This is a genomic window from Rhizobium sp. PRIMUS64 (genome assembly GCF_023006465.1).
GTDB classification, from domain to species: Bacteria; Pseudomonadota; Alphaproteobacteria; order Rhizobiales; family Rhizobiaceae; genus Rhizobium; species Rhizobium leguminosarum.
Window position 1 is genome coordinate 49,718 of sequence record NZ_JALBGX010000004.1, and the last position, 18,550, is coordinate 68,267.

Annotated in this window: 18 protein-coding genes; 2 read left to right on the plus strand and 16 right to left on the minus strand. The window is 60.1% G+C overall.

Features of this window, described 5'->3' with window-relative positions; genetic code table 11:
- Nucleotides 1-86: 86 nt before the first annotated feature.
- Nucleotides 87-695 carry a class I SAM-dependent methyltransferase gene (locus MOV76_RS03230; protein ID WP_210069370.1) on the plus strand — a complete coding sequence of 203 codons (609 nt, stop codon included), beginning with the start codon at nt 87-89 and terminating at the stop codon, nt 693-695.
- Between the two features lie 84 nt (nt 696-779).
- On the opposite strand, the gene MOV76_RS03235 is transcribed toward MOV76_RS03230, so the two are convergent.
- The 12 genes from MOV76_RS03235 to MOV76_RS03290 all read right to left on the minus strand — a co-directional run bounded on the left by MOV76_RS03235 (nt 780) and on the right by MOV76_RS03290 (nt 13,864).
- Nucleotides 780-1,670: a ribokinase gene (locus MOV76_RS03235; RefSeq protein ID WP_210069371.1), complete on the minus strand. Its 891-nt coding sequence runs from the start codon at nt 1,668-1,670 to the stop codon at nt 780-782.
- Nucleotides 1,667-2,542 carry a MurR/RpiR family transcriptional regulator gene (locus MOV76_RS03240; protein WP_210069372.1) on the minus strand — a complete coding sequence of 292 codons (876 nt, stop codon included), beginning with the start codon at nt 2,540-2,542 and terminating at the stop codon, nt 1,667-1,669. Before MOV76_RS03240 ends, MOV76_RS03235 begins: the two co-directional genes overlap by 4 nt.
- Nucleotides 2,539-3,516 (minus strand): ABC transporter permease, encoded by a 978-nt coding sequence (locus tag MOV76_RS03245; RefSeq protein ID WP_018245819.1) that lies wholly within the window; start codon nt 3,514-3,516, stop codon nt 2,539-2,541. The genes MOV76_RS03240 and MOV76_RS03245 overlap by 4 nt, the downstream gene beginning before the upstream one ends.
- A 17-nt stretch (nt 3,517-3,533) precedes the next feature.
- Nucleotides 3,534-5,060 carry a sugar ABC transporter ATP-binding protein gene (locus MOV76_RS03250; protein ID WP_210069373.1) on the minus strand — a complete coding sequence of 509 codons (1,527 nt, stop codon included), beginning with the start codon at nt 5,058-5,060 and terminating at the stop codon, nt 3,534-3,536.
- Between the two features lie 61 nt (nt 5,061-5,121).
- Nucleotides 5,122-6,186, minus strand: a complete 1,065-nt coding sequence (locus tag MOV76_RS03255; protein ID WP_113543093.1) for a substrate-binding domain-containing protein — start codon at nt 6,184-6,186, stop codon at nt 5,122-5,124.
- A 93-nt stretch (nt 6,187-6,279) separates the two neighbouring features.
- Complete coding sequence (locus tag MOV76_RS03260; protein WP_210069578.1) at nt 6,280-7,251, minus strand: sugar phosphate isomerase/epimerase; 972 nt, start codon at nt 7,249-7,251, stop codon at nt 6,280-6,282.
- 249 nt (nt 7,252-7,500) lie between these two features.
- Nucleotides 7,501-8,421: a ribokinase gene (rbsK, locus tag MOV76_RS03265; protein ID WP_018245823.1), complete on the minus strand. Its 921-nt coding sequence runs from the start codon at nt 8,419-8,421 to the stop codon at nt 7,501-7,503.
- A 10-nt stretch (nt 8,422-8,431) separates the two neighbouring features.
- A complete protein-coding gene (locus MOV76_RS03270; RefSeq protein WP_247263811.1) occupies nt 8,432-8,887 on the minus strand; it encodes an RbsD/FucU family protein in 456 nt (151 codons plus the stop codon).
- A 22-nt stretch (nt 8,888-8,909) separates the two neighbouring features.
- Complete coding sequence (locus tag MOV76_RS03275) at nt 8,910-9,833, minus strand: carbohydrate ABC transporter permease (protein WP_027686456.1); 924 nt, start codon at nt 9,831-9,833, stop codon at nt 8,910-8,912.
- A gap of 10 nt (nt 9,834-9,843) precedes the next feature.
- Nucleotides 9,844-10,953, minus strand: a complete 1,110-nt coding sequence (locus MOV76_RS03280; RefSeq protein ID WP_247263812.1) for a carbohydrate ABC transporter permease — start codon at nt 10,951-10,953, stop codon at nt 9,844-9,846.
- 111 nt (nt 10,954-11,064) lie between these two features.
- Entirely contained in the window at nt 11,065-12,726 is a 1,662-nt protein-coding gene (locus tag MOV76_RS03285; protein ID WP_247263813.1) for a sugar ABC transporter substrate-binding protein, read from the minus strand.
- Between the two features lie 76 nt (nt 12,727-12,802).
- Nucleotides 12,803-13,864, minus strand: coding sequence for an ABC transporter ATP-binding protein (locus tag MOV76_RS03290; protein ID WP_283186710.1), 1,062 nt, complete (start codon nt 13,862-13,864; stop codon nt 12,803-12,805).
- A gap of 354 nt (nt 13,865-14,218) precedes the next feature.
- Here MOV76_RS03290 and MOV76_RS03295 point away from each other — a divergent pair, with 354 nt between their 5' ends.
- Nucleotides 14,219-14,659 (plus strand): RbsD/FucU family protein, encoded by a 441-nt coding sequence (locus MOV76_RS03295; protein ID WP_018245829.1) that lies wholly within the window; start codon nt 14,219-14,221, stop codon nt 14,657-14,659.
- Between the two features lie 291 nt (nt 14,660-14,950).
- Here the strand turns inward: MOV76_RS03295 and MOV76_RS03300 are convergent, their stop codons facing one another.
- The 4 genes from MOV76_RS03300 to MOV76_RS03315 form a co-directional block, all read right to left on the minus strand.
- Nucleotides 14,951-16,066 carry a hypothetical protein gene (locus tag MOV76_RS03300; protein WP_193442843.1) on the minus strand — a complete coding sequence of 372 codons (1,116 nt, stop codon included), beginning with the start codon at nt 16,064-16,066 and terminating at the stop codon, nt 14,951-14,953.
- A gap of 240 nt (nt 16,067-16,306) precedes the next feature.
- Nucleotides 16,307-17,248 carry an ABC transporter ATP-binding protein gene (locus MOV76_RS03305; RefSeq protein WP_112907084.1) on the minus strand — a complete coding sequence of 314 codons (942 nt, stop codon included), beginning with the start codon at nt 17,246-17,248 and terminating at the stop codon, nt 16,307-16,309.
- Between the two features lie 22 nt (nt 17,249-17,270).
- The gene (locus tag MOV76_RS03310; RefSeq protein WP_047620633.1) at nt 17,271-17,906 is read right to left on the minus strand and encodes an ABC transporter permease; all 636 of its coding nucleotides are present in this window, start codon (nt 17,904-17,906) and stop codon (nt 17,271-17,273) included.
- On the minus strand, nt 17,903-18,535 hold the full coding sequence (locus MOV76_RS03315) for an ABC transporter permease (protein WP_112907086.1): 633 nt from the start codon (nt 18,533-18,535) through the stop codon (nt 17,903-17,905). The genes MOV76_RS03310 and MOV76_RS03315 overlap by 4 nt, the downstream gene beginning before the upstream one ends.
- Nucleotides 18,536-18,550 lie beyond the last annotated feature (15 nt).

The following is an 18,550-nucleotide window of genomic DNA, read 5'->3' on the forward strand; positions in this document are numbered from 1 at the left end:
GCCTGATGTGCTTACGCCTGCCTTAGGCCGATGATGGTTTGAGACGCCCCGAGCGGCGTCCAGGATGCAAACCATTCGGAGGTCAAATGCACATCTCTTCCGCCACCTTGGCCAACACCCAGCGCACAATCGATTCTTATGAAGGTTGCGCCGATGAATATAGTCGCATCGTTGATCCGTTTCCCTCGCCAAGCCTCGAGGCGGCTCTGCGCCAGGTCGCTACCGCCGCTGGCAAAGACGGCCAGATCCTTGAGATCGGATCGGGGGCCGGATGGGATGCGGATTTCCTGGAGACACAGGGCGTTTCGGTAAGGCGAACCGATGCCACGCGACGGTTTCTGGAACTGCAGGCGGCGCGCGGCAAGGAGGGCGAGCTCCTCAACGTCATCACCGACGACCTCGGCGGCCCCTATGACGCGGTGGTCGCTCTCTGTGTCCTCATACATGTGCCGCGTGACCAGACCGGCCCTGTCCTCGAAAAGATCGTCGCTGCGCTACGCCCGGGAGGCGTCTTCCTGGTGTCGATGCGGGATGGGGACGGAGAGACGAGCGGCGCCTACCATATGTCCTACTGGCGCCGGGACGACTTCGCGGCGTGCATCCAGAGGGCGGGCCTGGCTCTTGAATGGGACGCATACAGGGTGAACCGTGACGGCGATGGGTGGCACACGTTTTACGCTCGGAGACCAGAGTGACGCGGTTTCGTGCCGTGCGCTATGCAGGCCCCGCCAGGCTGTGCCGATGATTGTTGCGCCATCAACGAAGGTGCCTGCCGGACTTCATCTCAGGCGATTCTTTTCGGGTGTACCAACCAGTCGTGCAGCCTCGATATTTGCCTTCTGAAGCGCGGTGTTCATCGTCTTCCCGGATGCGATTTCCGCAGCAAGGACGCCGATGAACTCGTCTCCGGCCCCGTGCGTGCTCTCAACCTCAACCTTGACTGCTGCAACGGCGATCTCTTCTCCGCTGCGATTTGCGTAGGCGACACCCGATCCCCCGGCGGTCACCACGACTTCGGGGAAGATCTTCACAAGCTTCCTGGCCGCCTCCAAAGCGCCGTCAAGCGTTTCAACAACGGGAACGCCTGCCAGCATTTCGGCTTCGATGGCATTGACGACGATGATGTCGATCAGATGTTGCAGATCGTTCGACAGAACGCGTGCCGGAGCTGCATTGATCAGCACGCGCCCGCCTGCCTGCTTGACGGCCTTTGCCGCCGCGACGTTGGCGGCATCCGGAATCTCGTTTTGCAGGACGAGAATTGTTGTTCTGCTGAGCAGCTCTCGAGCTGCCGAGACATCGTGGTCGCCAAGCGTCAGGTTGCTTCCCGACACGATAACCGCCCCATAGTCGCCTTCGGCATCGAAAATCGCGACACTCATGCCGGTTGACTGCGATGCATCACGTCGGACGAATGTATGATCGACATTTTTGCGAGTGAGATTTGCGATTAGAAAATCCCCGAAGTCATCACCAGCAACCGCCCCGATCATGAAGGTGACGACCCCGGTGCGGGCAGCCGAAACCGCCTGATTGCCGCCCTTGCCGCCGCTTTTCGGATGCCAGGATGTCCCCGTCACTGTCTCGCCCTTTCGGGGCCGGGCCGGTCCGAAGACGGCGATATCGTAGTGAAGGCTGCCGAAGACGGTGACAACAGGCGAAAATGTCATGGGAGGCGATCTTTTCGTTTGGACGTGACGGCGGACATGGTGCGTTCAAGATTGCGTTCGGCTGCCTGATAGTCACGCTGGGCGACGGCAACGAAGATGGCATCAAGGATGTTGAGCTGGGCGATGCGCGCTGCGGCATTTTCCCCCATCAGCGGTGAACCTTGTGCGGTGGAACACAGAACCACGTCTGCGGACTGGGCGAGAGCCGAGGAATCGTAGTTGGTGATTGCAATGGTGCGCGCACCGTTCCTGCGCGCGAGCTGGATTGCCTCGATCACAGCGATCGTGTTGCCCGAATGGGAAAAGCCAATGGCGATATCGCCATCCAACAGCAACGAGGCCGACATCAGCATCATGTGGGAATCGTCGAAGACGCTGGCGCGCACGCCGATGCGAAGAAACTTGTGCGCCACATCCCGTGCGATCTGCGCCGAGCCGCCGACACCGTAAAAGTCGCGGTTTCTCGCCTGGTGGATCAGATCCGCTGCCCTGTCGAATGCTTCCATATCGAGAATGGCAAGCGTTTCCTCAAGGGCGTGGATCGAGGTGCGAAACACTTTCTGGACGATTTCAAGCGACGTATCCTCGACGGACAGTTCCTGATGCATCTCTGCCGTTGGCTGGCGGTTATACTGGCTGACGGCGGAGCGGAAGTCACGGAAACCGGAGAAGCCGAGCTTCTTGGTGATCTTGACCACCATGGCTTCGGAAACGCCGGCGTTCTCCGCGATCTGCTTGAGCGACGTCTCGTCACTGAAATCGCGCAAGGCGAAAACGGTATCGACGACCTTTGCTTCGAGCGGCGTCAAGAGCGGCATCATCATGCGGATGCGTGGCCCGACGGCCTTCATGTCGAAGCTTTCAGCGTTCATCCCCGTCCCCTTGTCGCGCGATCGATCATCATGGCGACGAGGATTATAAGGCCGGTGGCGAGCAGTTGATAGAAGGCTTGAACGTTCATCAGCGTCAAACCGTTACGCATCGCACCAAGGATGATGGCGCCGAGGATCGTGCCGAGAATGCTTCCCTTGCCACCCATCAGCGAAGCGCCGCCGATGGCTGCAGCCGCAATCGCGTCAAGTTCCCATAGGTTGCCGAGGATAGGCTCGGCAGCCCCGAGACGCCCGATCAGGATCAGCGAAGCGAGTGCTGCCAGCCCCCCGGAAATGACATAGGCCGTGATCTTGGTGCGCGCAATCGGAACGCCGGCCACATAGGCTGCCTCTTCATTGCCACCGACCGCCATCAGATATTCGCCGATCGGTGTCTTCTTGAGCAGGATCCAGGCGGCAATCGCAACGACAGCGACGATAATGACTGGCGTCGGAATGCCGAAGAGATTGCCGTTGAAGAGTGAGCGGAAGCCCGTGGGAATGCCGAGAACAGGATTGCCGCCGGTATAAATGAGCGCGATGGCCCGGTAAGTGCTGAGCGTGCCGAGCGTGACGATGAACGGCTGCAGGCCGACATAGGCGACGAGCGCGCCATTGATGAAGCCGCAGACGACGCCGACGCCGAGACCGGTGAAGATCGCCAGCGGTATCGGCGTGCCGGTCAGAAGAAGGGTCGCGGTGATGACGGCGGAGATTGCGGCCGTCGGACCAACGGATAAATCGATGCCGCCCGAGATGATCACCAGTGTCATGCCGAGCGCAAGGCACGCATTGATGCTCGACTGCTGGAGGATATTGATGAGGTTTCGTTCGGAGACGAAGCCAGGAACGAGCGCGGCAAACACGGCCATGATGATGATGAGCCCGATCAGGGTTCCGGCATCGCGGAGCGAAAACGAGAAGCGGCGAAAGACCGGTGCGGGCTTAACGGATGCAGTCGAAGAACTGGTCATTGGGTGTCCTGTCTGGTTCACGCGGAGCTCGCAGTGCGGGCGACGGTGGCGCCGGGGTTGGCCCCGGGAATGGCATGCGCGACGATCGCGCTTTCGCTCAGCTGGTCGCGTGGAATGTCCGCAGCGATCGAACCTTCCCGCATGACCAGCACGCGGTCCGAGAGCCGGATAACCTCCGGCAGTTCGGAGGAGACGACGATGATCGAATGGCCTTCGCGGGCAAGATCCTCGATCAGATGATAGATCTCGGACTTGGCGCCGACATCGATACCGCGGGTGGGCTCGTCGAACAGCAATATCTGCGACTTGGCCGCCAGCCAGCGGGCAATAATCGCCTTCTGCTGATTGCCGCCGCTGAAAAGGCGGATGGGGCGATCCAGTTGAAACGGCCGCAGATTGACGCGCTTCAACAAATCTTGTGCGGCCGCACGGAGCTTGCCCGTGTTGATCATGCCGCCCGACGAAAAGCTGGAAAGCGAAGCGAGCGCCATGTTGGTACTGACTGGACGTAGGGGAATGATCCCTTCCCGCTTGCGTTCTTCCGGCACGAGACCGATGCCGGCGGCGATCGCATCGCGCGGGGAGGCGAAGCGCACGGCCTTGCCGTCGATGGCGATCGACCCGTCGCTCAGGCGGTCAGCGCCGGCCAGAAGCCGCAGCAGTTCCGTGCGACCGGAGCCCACGAGCCCGGCAATGCCAAGCACTTCACCCTTGTGCAGCGTGAACGACACATCGCGGATCTTCGTTGCGGATGACAGGTTCTTGGCCTCGAGCTTGACCGTATCGGTGACGAAGGAATTGTGTTCCTCTTGCATCAGCTCGCGACCGACCATCATCGCGATCACGTCCTTTTCCGAGGCACTCTTGAGATCGACCATGCCGACGAGCTTGCCATCGCGCATGACGCTGGCGCGCTGGCAGATGCGGAAGACCTCGTCCATCTTGTGGGAGACATAGATGATCGAGACCCCACTCGCCGAAAGGCTGGCGATCACCTCTGCCAGACGGTCGAACTCGCTCGGCGTCAGGCTCGACGTCGGCTCGTCCATGGCGATGACCTTCGCCTTGTCGAGCAGCGCGCGACCGATCTCGACGATCTGGCGTTGCGCGACCTTGAGGGAGGAGATCGGCGCTGAAGGATCAATAGTCCTATCGATCAGCGAGAGGGCTTGCGCCGCGCGGCTCTCCTGCTCACGGCGGGAGACGAAAAGACCACCCAGGCGGGTCAGCGGATGACCGAGAAACATGTTCTGGGCGACGCTCAAATGCGGCACCTGCTGCAATTCCTGGTGAATCATGGCGACGCCCACACTGCGGGCATCTATCGGCCTTTTGAGGATCAGGGCCTGACCATCGACAAAGACCGTTCCGGAGGTCGGGCGGAACACGCCGGAGAGGATTCGCAGAAGTGTGGATTTGCCGGCGCCGTTTTCGCCTAGAAGTCCGTGGATCTCGCCGGCTGCAACATCGAACGACACGTCGGCCAGGGCGTTCACCCCGGGGAAGCTCTTGGAGATCGTCTCGAATCTCAGTCGCGGCACCATCACTCCACCTCCTTCAACACATCGGGATGCCGGCCTTGACGGCCGGCATCGTCGACATTCGTTACTTGGCTGCCTTGGCATCTTCCATCAGCACCGCCCGGACATCGACGCCCGCACCCTGGTAGCGGCTGAGATTGTCGGCGGTGATGAGGGCCTGCGGGGTCGCCACCACGCGTGGCAGCTTCTGGCCGGCAACCAGGCGCAGCGCGGCCTCGAGCGCCACTTCGCCGGTCAGGACCGGGAAGCTGTCGACCGTGCCGGTCAGTTCGCCGGCCTTGATCGAAGCGTAGGCGTCAGAGATGCCGTCGGTGCCGAAAACAGCGACCTTGCCCTGGAGGCCTGCGGCTTTCACGGCCTCGACGATGCCGAGCGCCATGCCGTCATTGTTGGCATAGAAGCCGACCAGGTCGGGATGCTGGTTAAGGATGTTGGTTGCAGCATCGTAGGACGTCTGACGATCCCAATTTCCCGGAACGCTGGCGACGACTTCGAACTTGCCGCCTTCGCTGATTGTCGATTTGAAACCGTCGGTGCGTTGCACCGCCGCATAGACGCCGGCTTGACCTTCAATGATGGCGACCTTACCGCCCTCGGGACGATGCTCGATGAACCATTTGGCCACGCGCACGCCGTTGTCGCGCTGGACGTTGCCGACATAATGCTCGGCCTGCGGAATGACGGCATCGTTGACGTTGACGACCGGAATATTGGCCGCCTTGGCCTGCTCGATGACCGGCTGCAGGTTGGCGTCCGTCTGCGGAGAGACGAGCAAGACGTTATAGCCCTGCGTGATCATGCCCTCGGCGATGGTCAGCTGGCCGAGCTGGTCACCCTCGCTCTGGGCAGCCTGATAAATGACGGGAACGTTGACCTTCTTGCCGAGGGCCGCGTAGCCTTCGCCCAGCGAGCGCCAGTATTCGTTCGTCAGTGTCTTGGAAACGGCGCCGGCCTTCGTGCCTTCGGGCAGCTTGGGCAGCGCGCCAAGCTTTGTCTCGAGCTGCGACCAGTCCATACGGTCCTTTTCGGTATCGGAATTGAGGGGCGCGAGTTCCTGCGCGACGGCCGCGCCGAACAGGAGGCTGGCGGCAATGCCGGCAGCAAGGGTCGTCTTCAAAAAGGTCGTCATCGGTTCCTCCCGGATAGGGTCGATCGGCACGCCTCCGGCATGCCTTGGGTTCAAGGGTCGTAGAAATTCAGGGTATGTTGACGGTCAGGCAGTTCAGCCGAGCATGAGTTCCTGGACAACCGCCTGCGCAGAGACTGCATCCTGTCGGTCAATCGCCCCGGAGAGACGATTGTCCTGCTCGAGGCGATCCACCACCGTCAGCATCCGCTTGACGGTCTGGATGTTCACCTCGCATTCGTGGACCGGATCGAGACCGGTCATATCGGGGAACGTGTCGAAATAGATCGCGCCGTCATAACCGTCCTTGCGGATCTGGCGTAGCAGCTCGATCGTCTGCTGGGCATGCACCGCGCCGACCATCAGACCGTCGTCGCGTTTGGCATAGCCGTCATTGAGATGAACACCCAGAACGCGGCTGTAGCGGGCAATGAGAGCTGCGGCAAATGCCGGCTGCTCGTCGGCATAGAGCACATGGGCAAAGTCCAGCGTGACGCCGAGATTGGGCATATCGACATCCTTGATCGCCAGGAGCGTGGTCGCGCAGTCGGGCATCAGGCTGTAGGAGCGTGGCTCGTTCGGCTTGTATTCGATGCTGATCTCGCAGTCGGGATCATGCATGCAAACTTCACGAATTCCGTCTATTTCGTGTTGCCAAAGCGTATGGTAGTCCGCCTGAAAGGCATAATCGAAACCATCCTGTCCAAGCCAGATCGTCATCAACTTGCTGCCGGCGGCGCGGGCCGAGTCGATGCCCTTCTTGGTGAGATCGATCGCTTCGCGGCGAACTGCCGGATCGGGGTTGGTGAAAGCGCCGATTTTGAAGGCCGGATTGGTATAATAGCGCATGGCGAAGCCGTTGATGGCCAGGCCGAGATCACCGATCTGACGCGCCAGGACGGCCGGATCGTCGGCCACATGGTCAGGATAATTGAGATCGAGATCGGTTAGACCATCGACCTTGGCAGCGCGCGTCGCCATTTGCAGGACGGTCGGCTTGCCGGAAAGCTCCGGCCATTCGGCCGTTGGCTTCGAGGCAAAAGAATTAAGGCGGGTGGCGAATTTCAATTGGGTCACGGCTTTGGCTCACTTCAGTCGCTATGCACACTACTTCACAGAATAATTTATATTTGTAAAGTTATAAGTGTTGTGCAATGCGTCAATTCGTTGTGGGCCGCGTCGGAGATATCTGCTTCCGCCCTTGCCTCCCTCGCCAAAGCACCGGCGTGCGGAAACCCGCCGCCGGTATTGACAGCCTTGGCTGGATGGAATTCGAAAGGGCCCCAAATGGGTCGCCTGTACGGCAGGATGTCGGCGTCAGCCGGCCATTACGGCCTCGATCTCGGCAAGCGAGGGCATGGCAGGGGCCGTCCCGCGTCTCGTCACGGCGATGCCGGCAGTGGCGCAGCCGAAGCGGACAGCATCGAGCGGCGGTGCGCCTCGCGCAAGTGCTGCTGCAAAGCCGCCGACGAAGGCATCGCCGGCGCCGGTCGTATCGATGACCGGGCCGCAGGAGACGGCTGGCACATGAGCCGACTGCCCGGCATTGTGAAACAACACGCCGCGGGCGCCGAGCGTGATGACCGCCGCACCCACTCCCTGCGCCAAAAACACGTCAGCTGCGCGTTTCGCATCGTCCAGCGTTTCGATCGGAAAGCCGACCAGGGCCGCGGCTTCTGTCTCGTTCGGGATGATATAGTCGCAGAGCCGGTAGATCTCCGCTGGAAAGGCGCCCGCGGGTGCGGGGTTGAAAATCGTGGTGACACCGGCCTTCCTTGCAATATCAAGCGCCCGATGGGCCGCGGGTGCAGGCTGTTCCAGTTGGGTGATGAACACTGCGGATTGCTCGATCGTCTCGCGCGCTCCCTCGACATCCTCGATGCCGATCGTGCCGGCTGCCCCGGCGTAGACGATGATAGCGTTGTCGCCGGTGCGGTCGTTGACATAGATGAAAGCGGCCCCTGTCGGCTTGTCGTCCATGACGATCAGCTTCGCCGTCACGCCGGCCTGCTCATAGGTCTTGAGCGCCAGATCGCCGAATGTGTCGCGACCGATCTTCGAAATGAAGGACACGTCGGCTCCCGCACGCGCGGCAGCCACCGCCTGATTGGATCCCTTACCGCCTGGACCGACGGAGAAGCCGCTGCCGGCGATGGTTTCGCCCAGGGCCGGCATGCGCGGCGCGAGATAGGCGGTGTCGGCGACAAAAATGCCGAGAATGGAAATTCCGGTTCTCATGGCTGACACCTCACACGCCTGCAGGTGGGATGACGCCCTTGGTGAACAGGAAGCAGCCATAGAACCGCGTCTCGCCGGTCGAGATTACACAATAGGCCTTCTTGGCGAGATCGTAGAAGGCGAAGCGCTCGATGCCGTACATGGGCGAAGGTTTGCCTTCCGCCCGGTCGATCTCCGCCTGCACCTCGCTTTGTACAGCCGGCATCTCCCCCGGCGCGCCCATGACTTCCATGCGGCCGGCGGAATTCTGGAGCGGTGTGTCGAGTGGCAGCACAGAGAGGATCGCACGGATCGCCTGCGGTGCCGAGAGATTGGCCATGCTGAGCTGCCTGCCGATCACCGTCTGGCGGGCCACGCTGTCGCTCGGGAAATTGGTATCGGACACAACAAGCGTGTCCCCATGCCCCATGGAGCGCAAGGCGTGCAGCACGTCGGCATTGAGCGCCGGGTCAAGATTTATGAGCATTGAAAATATCCTCCTCGTGCCTTTATTTGACGGCGCCCGCCGTCAGGCCCTTCACAATGTAGCGCTCCAGGAAAATGCCGACGAGCACCAGCGGCATGATCGCAGCCGTAGCGATGGCGGCCATCGACCACCAGTTGATCCCCTGCGACCCCGTCTGGCTTGCCACCATCACCGGCAGCGTTTTTGCATTCGAACTCGTCAACAGCGCCGCAAAGAAATATTCGTTCCAGCAAAGAATGACCGAAAGGATGAAAGCTGCCACCATGCCGGGCAGTGCGATCGGCAGGACGATCCGTAGGAAAGCGCCCCAGATCGAGCAGCCGTCAACCAGTGCCGCCTGTTCCAACTCGACCGGGATGGTGTCGAACTGGTCGCGCATGATCCATATCACGATCGGCAGCACCATCAGCGTGTAGATAAGAATGAGGCCGATCAGCGTATCGAGCAGCATCAGGTGTTTGTAGAGAACCAGGAACGGCATAGCGAGCACGACCGGCGGCAGGATCAATTGCGACAGGAAGAAGAAGGAAATGTCCTTGTTCGCCATCCAAAGGAATTTATAGGAGAACCGGCTGAGCCCATAGGCCGCCAGCGAACCGATGAGCACCGCCAGGAACGACGCCCCTGCTGACGCCACGATACTGTTGAAAAAGCGACGGATGAACTCGTCGCGCACGGTCGATGGCGCCAAGATCGTATCCGGCGAGAGGCCGAGTGAGCGCCAGCCTTTCCAGTCCGGCGTAAAGTCCACGAACGGGATCAGATGCCCCTGCGTCACGTTGACCGCTGTCTTGAACGAGGTCGTGATCGTCCAGTAGATCGGAAAGAGCGAGATGAAGGCCCAGAAGACCAGAGCCGCATAGATCAGCAGGCTGTTGGTCAGGAATTGCGGGCGCCGCGACCAGAGGCTCCCCGGCCTATCGGACGTTTCAGCGATGATCGCCATGGGCTTCGCCTCAATTTTCACGTTGCATCCATCGGCTCGCCCCTTTCAGGATGAGCGCGACGAAGATGATGATGATGACGAGATAGAATTCCGCAAGCATGGTGCCGTAACCGACATTGGAACGGTCACGATATTCGCGGAAGATGAAGCTCGACACGGTATCCGTCGCCCCGCCCGGTCCGCCAGCGGTGACGTTGATGACGATATCGGCGAGCTTCAGCTGGAAGATGATGCGCAGGATGATGACCGTCATGCTGACCGGAAGCATCAGCGGAAAGGTAATCTCCTTGAAACTCTGCCAGCCGGACGCGCCATCCACTTTCGCCGCCTCCTTGATTTCGGAAGGAAGCGCCTGAAGGCCGGCGAGCAGCAGGATCATCATGAACGGGATCGACACCCAGGCATCCATGGCCATGATCGAGGTTCGCGCGAGCCACGGCGTCGAAAAGAAAGCCGGATTGTCCCAGCCAAGATGGCGCGCAAGGGTCGCCGCCGGGCCGAATCGGTATTCCATGAGTGATTTTCCAATCATCCAGCTGACAGCCACCGGGCTCAGCATCAGCGGCAGAAGAAAGGCGACGCGGAAGAATTTGCGCGCCTTGATCTCGGCGTTGAGCAGCAGCGCCAGCCCGAAGGCAATGACATATTGAACGAGGACCGAGAGAACATAATAGACCATGTTCAGCAGCGCGTTCCAGAAATACCGGTCCGCGAACAACGTGCGTAGATTGTCCAGCCCGTTGAAGCGTCGGCCGGCCGCCGCGCTCAGGTTCCAATCCGTGAAAGCGATATAAAGCCCGAAGACGGTTGGGAAAACCACCATGGCGACGGTGAAGAGCACGGCAGGAAGCACGAAAACCGCGCGCTGCCCCGCCTCACCGCGGATCATCACCTGGCTCGCACACAGTGCCACCGCCCAGATGATATAGGCAAACAGCAGCGGTCGCCAATTGACGAGGCCGAGCGCCGTGACCCCGCTCGCATCGAGGACCTGGAGAATGAGGACGGCGAACAACAAGATGGTCGCAGCGAAGAGCAGCAGCCGACCGCGCCTGGCGGCGGCACGCTGGACCGTCGCGCCCTCCACAGGGCTGACGGCTGGGGTAATCGTATGCGACATAGGCAAGACCCTTGAGGCAGAAAGGCGTGCGGAACCGGGCAACGGTTCAGGCGGCACGACTTTGTGCCGCCTGAGATCATGGACGAGACATCCGAAGATGTCCGTCGTATATCAGGCCCCGAGCGAGGCCTTGTAGAGCGCAAGCTGCTTGTCGCGGCCGAGCTGATCGGTGATCTTCTCCCAGGCGGCAGCGATCGCATCGGCGCCGGCTTGTGCGGTTACCTGTCCGGCGAAAACCTTGGCCAGTTCATCTTCCGCGACGCTGTAATATTGGAAGATGCCCGGAATACGCGGCTCGATAGCGGCGTTCGGATGGTTGTAGGAATTCGACTGCGAAGCGAGATAGCCTGAGATAAAGGCCTCGTCATAACCTGCCGACACCCATTCCTTGATGTCGAACTGGCTCTTGCGATAGCACTGGAAGCCGGAGGGATAGGCCGCCGTCCAGAGTGCCAGATCCTTGCCGCCGAGATGGGCTGCAGCACTCCAGGCCGCTTTCTTCTTTTTCTCGTCGCTATCGACCCTGGCCATCACATAGACGCCCCAGCCCAGATAGGCCATGTTCGGCGCGTGGTTCGGGCCGCTGGCAAGCTTTTCCCACTGGCCGGTCTTCGAATTATAGACATCGTCCGATCCCGGAAGGATGTCGAAGCCGATGGTGTCGCCGACAACCGAGCTGTCGCTGGTGCGCGCGCTTGCACCCACGTCTCCCCACCAGGAGACCATGGACCCGGTGCCGGCCAGAAATTGCTGGAAGGCTGTCGTGCCCGGATCGGCGTTGAGCTGATCGCCCGCTTCGAATGGCAGGGCGTCGATGACGTCCTGAATCGCCCGGACCCATGCCGGGTTGTTGATGCGCGGCTTCATCGTGTCGGTGTCGAACAACCAGGCCTTGTCATCGGGGTGCTTGGCATAGGCCGTGGCGCGGCTGCCGAGGAAGTAGAAGCCGAAACCGCCCCAAGCCTTGGGTGCGTCGAGATAGCCGACCGCTTCCATGCCGCCGATGGTCTTGCCCTTGAGGAATTTGGTGACCTCCTGAACCTTCTGCCAGGTCTTCGGAACGCCCCACTCGCCCTCGTGGCCTTCGTCCTTCCAGGCCTTCGCCAGGTCGGCATCGGCGAAGTAGTCGGTGCGGTAGTTGAAGTTGTGGCAATCGCCATCGACCGAGACGCGGTAGGTCTTGCCGTCCCAGGTGCCAACCGGCGCCTTGAGGTAGTCGACATAGTCGTCCATATCGATCTGGGTCTTGACCCAGTCCGGCATCTCCGACGCCAGCCCCTTGCCGCAGACATCCCCCTCGAACGGCGCACCCATCTCGAGCAGGTCGAAGTCGACCGTACCCGTTGCGATCGCCTGCTGCAGGCGTGGATTGTAGTCGGCCTGCGCGAGGTCGATCCAGGTGATCTTGGCGCCGGTATAATCTTCCCAAGGCTTGAGGAAGCCGCGGAACAGAACGTTATGCAGGTTCTGGTTATTCAGGCCCATGAAGGACAGCTCGACGCCGGCGAACTCGCCCTGCTTGACGCTCTTCTTCGTCGCTTCCAGGCACATCTCGCCAACCTTCTGCCAGTCGGCATCCGTCGGCGAGCCTTTGCCGACACCCGGCACCTGCAAGATCTGGCTGCGCAAGGATCCATCCTGCGCAAAGGCCGTTCCGAATGAACCGAGCATGGCGCTTCCTGCTGCGACCGCACCGAGGCTTGCACTGGTCTTCAGGATGGCGCGCCGGCTCACGCCGATCGCCATCATTCTCTCGAAATCACTGACTTTCATATGGGTCTCCTCCCGTTGATAAACCGCCACGGTTGTGGCTGCCGGCGCTCCCTCCTCGAAGCGGCAGCAAGAACTCTCAGATAAGCCTCAGTCCGCTCTCTCCGTCAAACAGATGGACGAGGGCTGCGTTCGGCGTCATCGCGATCACGTGGTCCGAGGGCTCCTCGACGCGGTCGCGAAAGACGCCGATGATCTTCTGTTGCCCAAGCTTTGCAAAGACCTGCGTTTCCGATCCGGTCGATTCAACGACCGTCACATGCGCGCTGACCGAGCCGCCAAGCGTGAAGTGCTCGGGCCGAATGCCGTAAAAGGCTGGCCGCCCGTCCGAGCCTTCAGGCGCGCGGTGGAGCGGCAGCCGAATACCCTCATCCGTCTCGAAGAACGGCTCGGCGGAAGCGCGGATGTGGCCCTTGATCAGGTTCATCGACGGCGAACCGATGAAACTGGCGACGAAGGTGTTGGCAGGCGTATCGTAAAGCGTCAGCGGCGAACCGATTTGCTCGACACGTCCGTCGCGCAGCACCACGATCCGGTCGGCCATGGTCATGGCCTCCACCTGATCATGCGTCACGTAGATCATCGTCGTTGCCAGCCGGCGCTGCAACTCCTTGATCTCGGCGCGCATCTGCACGCGCAGCTTGGCATCAAGGTTAGAGAGTGGCTCGTCAAACAGGAATACCTTGGGATCGCGCACGATCGCCCTTCCCATCGCTACGCGCTGACGCTGGCCTCCAGAAAGCTGGCGGGGATAGCGGGCAAGATACGGCACCAGATCAAGGATCTCGGCCGCCTTGCGCACCCGCCCGTCGATATCGGCCTTCGTCTCACCGCGCATCTTCAGCGCGAAGCCCATATTCTGCGCCACCGTCTTGTGCGGATAGAGCGCATAGCTCTGAAATACCATGGCGATATCGCGGTCCTTCGGCGGCAGGTCGTTGACCACCTTGCCGTCGATCCGGATGTCACCGAAGGTTATCGGTTCGAGGCCGGCGACCATGCGCAGCAGCGTCGATTTTCCGCAACCCGACGGCCCCACCAGAACGACGAACTCGCCGTCGGGGATTTCGACGGAAACGCCATGGATCACCGTCAGGCTTCCATAGGCCTTACCGACATTGACGATATTCATCGATGCCAAATATGATCCTCCTCCAACGGCGTCGCGCACTCCTCGCGACGTTTGATCGACCTTCCTGCAAAGCGGCGGCAGGTAGAGCGCTTAGCTGCACCCGCCGCCCCTATACTGGGAGGACGTCATCCGCACCGATAACTTCACACATGGAATTACCGTTGTAAAGTAATCCATTGCAGAATTCTCAGATATTTCTCGTTTTCGTTCTCGCGACGACTTGACTAACCATAAGCATCATCGGATATGAGCGGTGCTTTTGTCCAAAAATATAAACGAAGCATTTGAGGCTGAGCCCATTTCCAAACATTACGGAATTTGCATTATCTGTAAAGATTAGACCTTTGGACAGGGAGGCACAACATGCTGAGGGGAATCGATCCAGTCTTAAACGCCGAGCTGATGCATGCTTTGATGCTGATGGGGCACGGGGACCAACTGGTCTTGTGCGACGTCAACCACCCTGCCCAGACCATAGCCCGGCATACAACCTATGGCCATCTCATCGACGTTTCCGGCTGCGGCTTGGAGCGTGTCGCTGAAGCTATTCTGACGCTCTTCCCACTGGACACGTTCATCGATGCGCCGGTGAAAAGGATGCAAGTTGTTGGCGACGCCAGCGGGCAAATGCCGATTTTCGCGACGATACAAAAAGTCATCGATCGCGCTGAAGATCGGCCTGTTCGGATGGAGGCATTGGAGCGTTTCGCATTTTACGAAGCAGCGAAAAAATCCTTCGCGATCGTCAGAACCTCCGACCCAGGGCCCTATGGGTGCTTCATTTTCAGCAAAGGTGTTATCTAATCTTTGACTGCGAAATTGGTCCGAGACGCTTGCGTTTTCGGCGACCGGTACGGCTTCGGCTGCCTGCCTACGTCGTCGCAGACCAGGACTGAAGGAATTTAGCGCCGCGAAGCGCTTCGTGGAGACGACGCCAGAGCGACCGGCCGTTGAGCGAGCGGTCGCTTTAACGGCCTCACATGTGTTCAGGACTGATTTGGACGCAGAAACGCCAAAAGCATTTTCACCCCAAAACGGCCCGCCCTGGTCTACCGCCGATCGTGAAGGCTCGGTCAAACAGCGCGGACCGTCTTGCTATTTCCAGCTCGTGTAATCGTCGGCGACGCAACCAAGCGGCGCGCGATCCTGACCAAACCGCTTCTTGAGCTGCTCGCATCCCCACTCGTTTAACGGCGCCGGCATGAGATTGTTGATGTCCATGCCAGGCGATTGGAATGGTGTCGTAGAGGTCGTGACGTACCAAAGCCAGAAGCCGACCACACCGACGACGATCAGAAGCAACATACCGAAGAAAACCTGCAACCGCCTCCAAATCGATACCCCCGACTGCTTGGGGTCTTCGATCAAAACCGGCACACTCCGATCGCTTTCTTGCTGGTGCGCGAAAGGTGCAAGAGCCGCGTTGCGCTCATCATCCGTAAGCTTTACGCGCTGCAGACGATCGTCCAGAAGCACTGGCAGGGCAGTATTGCCGTGCCTGACAGCCAGTCCGATCGCTTTGCCATTGGCTTCCCCGACGATCAGAGGCTCTTCTCCATTCTTCATGCGCGTGTAAGCCGATCGCCCCGTTTTGTCGTTGGCAATCTTGTCATTGTAGGTGATGGAAAGGACGCCGCGTCTGCGGTCGAATGCGGTGACCTCGACCGGAACGGGGGTCAGCATGGCAGGCCGAAGCAATTGGCCCTTGACCCACCAGATGCGGATAGCGAGAAAAATCATCCCCAGGCCCATGCCGCCAAACAGTAGCGCGAACACGGTGAGCGTGATGATCCGGTTCCAGAGCATGTCCAGACCCAAGCTCATCGTCGCAAGTTCCGGATGATCGGCTGATATCACAAGACCGGTTTCGTAGTCGCCAGTATGGAAATCGACGAACATGACCTCGACTTCGGTGTCGTAGTCTCGTCCGCCGTAGCTGTAGACAAGGCGTGCCTCGCAATCGGTAAAGACTGCCTTGCGTGTCGTGCATCGCCCGTTTTGCACGTCGCCATTTTCCAGCGTCAAAGGGTTCTGGCTGATCTGGAAATCGCGGATTACGCCTGGTGCTTCCGAGACGAATAGAAAGACAGCCAGTGCCAGGATGATCGGCGTTGACCAGAAGTAAGCATTCGGGGTGGAGATGACGTTGCGCGCCAACGAGAGCGGGCGACTAGGAAGAACAAGCGAAGACAATGGCGTAGGTCCCCTCATGTGGCAGCGCAGTGCGCTGGGAAAGCTTCAGACAGTGACCGATAACGAACGAGCGGAGTTGACGTCATTCCGGCCGCTTGCACAATCCCATTGTGCGAAACTCATCTACAGCCTGAGACAGGCGATCGGCAATCCTTTTCAGCACGCGTGGGTAGCATTGGCATGGTGATCTCTTCGGCAAGGGCCGGTGGTCTTGTTCCGCGTCGAGCAAAACCGCTGCGCACTTTTACCGGAATTGCCCTACAGCCGATTGGCGCGCAACAAAGTGTCCCGCGACAGATATCCCGCAAGCGTGCCATCGGCGGCTCGGACATGCAGGCCCGGCATCTCACCGGAGAGGATGAGCGCCAAGGCGTCGTGAACCGTGGCGTCAGCGGCGATCTCGGCATCGCCGTTGGACGGTTCCGGCGTGGTCATGATCGTCGATACGGCAATCAAGCTCAGCCTTTTTATGGCTCGGTCAGGGCCGAGGAAACTCTCGACGAACTCATTGACGGGACGCGCAAGGATCTCCTGCGGGCTATCATATTGAAGGAGGCGGCCATCCCGCATGATCGCGATGCGATCGCCCATCTTGATTGCCTCATCGAGGTCATGCGTGACGATGACGACGGTCTTCTTCACCTTCCTGAGAATATCGCGGAATTCGTCCTGAAGCCGGACGCGGGTGATCGGATCAATCGCGCCGAATGGTTCGTCCATCAGCATGATCGCCGGATCGGCGGCGAGAGCGCGCGCGAAACCGACGCGCTGACGCTGCCCGCCAGACAATTCGTGCGGAAGACGCTGCCGCATGATGGCCGGATCAAGACCGACGAGATCCAGGAGTTCGTCGACGCGGCGATCGCTGCGCACCTTTTCCCAGCCGAGAAGCCGCGGTACGGTTGCGACGTTGCGTGCGATCGACATATGCGGAAACAGACCAACCTGCTGGATGACATAGCCGATGCTGCGGCGTAGCTCTTTCTGATCGACCCGGGCGATATCCCTGCCGTCGACCAGCACACGTCCCGTCGTGGGGGTCTCCAACTGATTGATCATGCGCATGGTCGTGGTCTTGCCGCAGCCCGAAGGACCGATCAGGGCAACCGTCGTACCGGTCTCAATCAGGAGATCGAGATTGTCGACCGCATGCTGGCCGCTTCCGTCGTAATTCTTCGTAACATGATCGAGATGAATCATCCTGATATCCGCTTTCGGCCGCTTAGCGCCGTTGAGTGAAGACGCGCTCCAGGGCGCCGAACGCCAATTCCGCAAAGATTGCGAGCAGGGCAATCGGGACCGCTCCGACGAGAAGGCGCGGCATGTTCATGATCGCAATGCCGGCATTGATGAAATCGCCAAGTCCGCCGCCGCCGATGAAGGAGGCGAGTGCCGCCCCGCCGATGACCTGGATGGCGCTCGTCCTGACGCCTGACAGAATCGCGGGAACGGCCAGAGGAAGTTCGATCTCCCACAGCATCTGCCCGGCGCTCATCCCCATTCCATCTGCCGCATCGATCACCGAGGCGTCGATCTCGCGGATGCCGATGATCGTGTTCAACAGCAGTGGGGGCACGGCAAGGACGATGAGGGCGATCACCGACGGCAACAATCCGATGCCGAGGAAAGGCATCGTCGCCGACAAGATCGCAAGGCTCGGTATGGAGCGCATGGCGCCGGCGATATTGACCACTGCAAAGGCGGCGCGGGGTGCCCGTGCGACGGCAAATCCGAGCGGCACGGCAATGACAAAAGCGATGCCGAGCGACAGGATGCACATCAGAAGATGGCGATTGAAAGCGTTGAAGAAGGTGCCGGAGTTGTTGAATATCCAGCTGAATGCATCGATCACGATCATGCCGCTTTACCTCCACTGCGCCGGCGCAGCAGCTTTTCGAACGATGCAAAACAGTAGTCGGCAAAGAGCGCCAGAAATGACGTCAACAGCCCGCCTGCGATGATCTTTTCAGGAAACCGCTGGTCGATACCTTCGAAAATGATGACGCCGAGCCCGCCGGCATTGATATAGGCGGCAACGGTCGCGATGCCGATCACTGTTACCATGGCAATGCGGATGCCGCCGACAATATAGGGCATCGCCAGCGGCAGCTCGACTTCCCAGATCCGCCGCGCCGTGCCGTAACCCATGCCATCGGCTGCTTCGAGTATGTCACGCGGAATAGCCTGGAACCCCATGCCGATATTGCGGATCAGGATCATCAGCGAATAGGCGGCAAGACCTGTTATAGCGGGTGCCGCCCCGATACCCATGATGGGAATGAGGAGCGCAAACAGCGCCAGGCTCGGCACGGCGAACAGGATTCCGGTGAAGATGACGATGGCCGCAAAACTCCGCGGCCGCCTTGCCGCCCATATCCCGACGATCAGCGAGATCACCAGGGCAATGCCGACCGATGAAAAAACGAGATACAGGTGCTCCAACAGCGCTTCGAATAGCCGGTCGAGATGTTTAGGGACCCATTTCATCTTCGAGACCTCCGC

Coding starts and splice junctions, on each gene's coding strand:
- MOV76_RS03315 (WP_112907086.1), bottom strand. CDS start 18,535: ATGAAATGGGTCCCTAAACATCTCGACCGGCTATTCGAAGCGCTGTTG.
- MOV76_RS03295 (WP_018245829.1), top strand. CDS start 14,219: ATGCTGAGGGGAATCGATCCAGTCTTAAACGCCGAGCTGATGCATGCT.
- MOV76_RS03300 (WP_193442843.1), bottom strand. CDS start 16,066: ATGAGGGGACCTACGCCATTGTCTTCGCTTGTTCTTCCTAGTCGCCCG.
- MOV76_RS03250 (WP_210069373.1), bottom strand. CDS start 5,060: ATGGTGCCGCGACTGAGATTCGAGACGATCTCCAAGAGCTTCCCCGGG.
- MOV76_RS03275 (WP_027686456.1), bottom strand. CDS start 9,833: ATGGCGATCATCGCTGAAACGTCCGATAGGCCGGGGAGCCTCTGGTCG.
- MOV76_RS03310 (WP_047620633.1), bottom strand. CDS start 17,906: ATGATCGTGATCGATGCATTCAGCTGGATATTCAACAACTCCGGCACC.
- MOV76_RS03280 (WP_247263812.1), bottom strand. CDS start 10,953: ATGTCGCATACGATTACCCCAGCCGTCAGCCCTGTGGAGGGCGCGACG.
- MOV76_RS03230 (WP_210069370.1), top strand. CDS start 87: ATGCACATCTCTTCCGCCACCTTGGCCAACACCCAGCGCACAATCGAT.
- MOV76_RS03270 (WP_247263811.1), bottom strand. CDS start 8,887: ATGCTCATAAATCTTGACCCGGCGCTCAATGCCGACGTGCTGCACGCC.
- MOV76_RS03240 (WP_210069372.1), bottom strand. CDS start 2,542: ATGAACGCTGAAAGCTTCGACATGAAGGCCGTCGGGCCACGCATCCGC.
- MOV76_RS03285 (WP_247263813.1), bottom strand. CDS start 12,726: ATGAAAGTCAGTGATTTCGAGAGAATGATGGCGATCGGCGTGAGCCGG.
- MOV76_RS03245 (WP_018245819.1), bottom strand. CDS start 3,516: ATGACCAGTTCTTCGACTGCATCCGTTAAGCCCGCACCGGTCTTTCGC.
- rbsK (WP_018245823.1), bottom strand. CDS start 8,421: ATGAGAACCGGAATTTCCATTCTCGGCATTTTTGTCGCCGACACCGCC.
- MOV76_RS03235 (WP_210069371.1), bottom strand. CDS start 1,670: ATGACATTTTCGCCTGTTGTCACCGTCTTCGGCAGCCTTCACTACGAT.
- MOV76_RS03305 (WP_112907084.1), bottom strand. CDS start 17,248: ATGATTCATCTCGATCATGTTACGAAGAATTACGACGGAAGCGGCCAG.
- MOV76_RS03255 (WP_113543093.1), bottom strand. CDS start 6,186: ATGACGACCTTTTTGAAGACGACCCTTGCTGCCGGCATTGCCGCCAGC.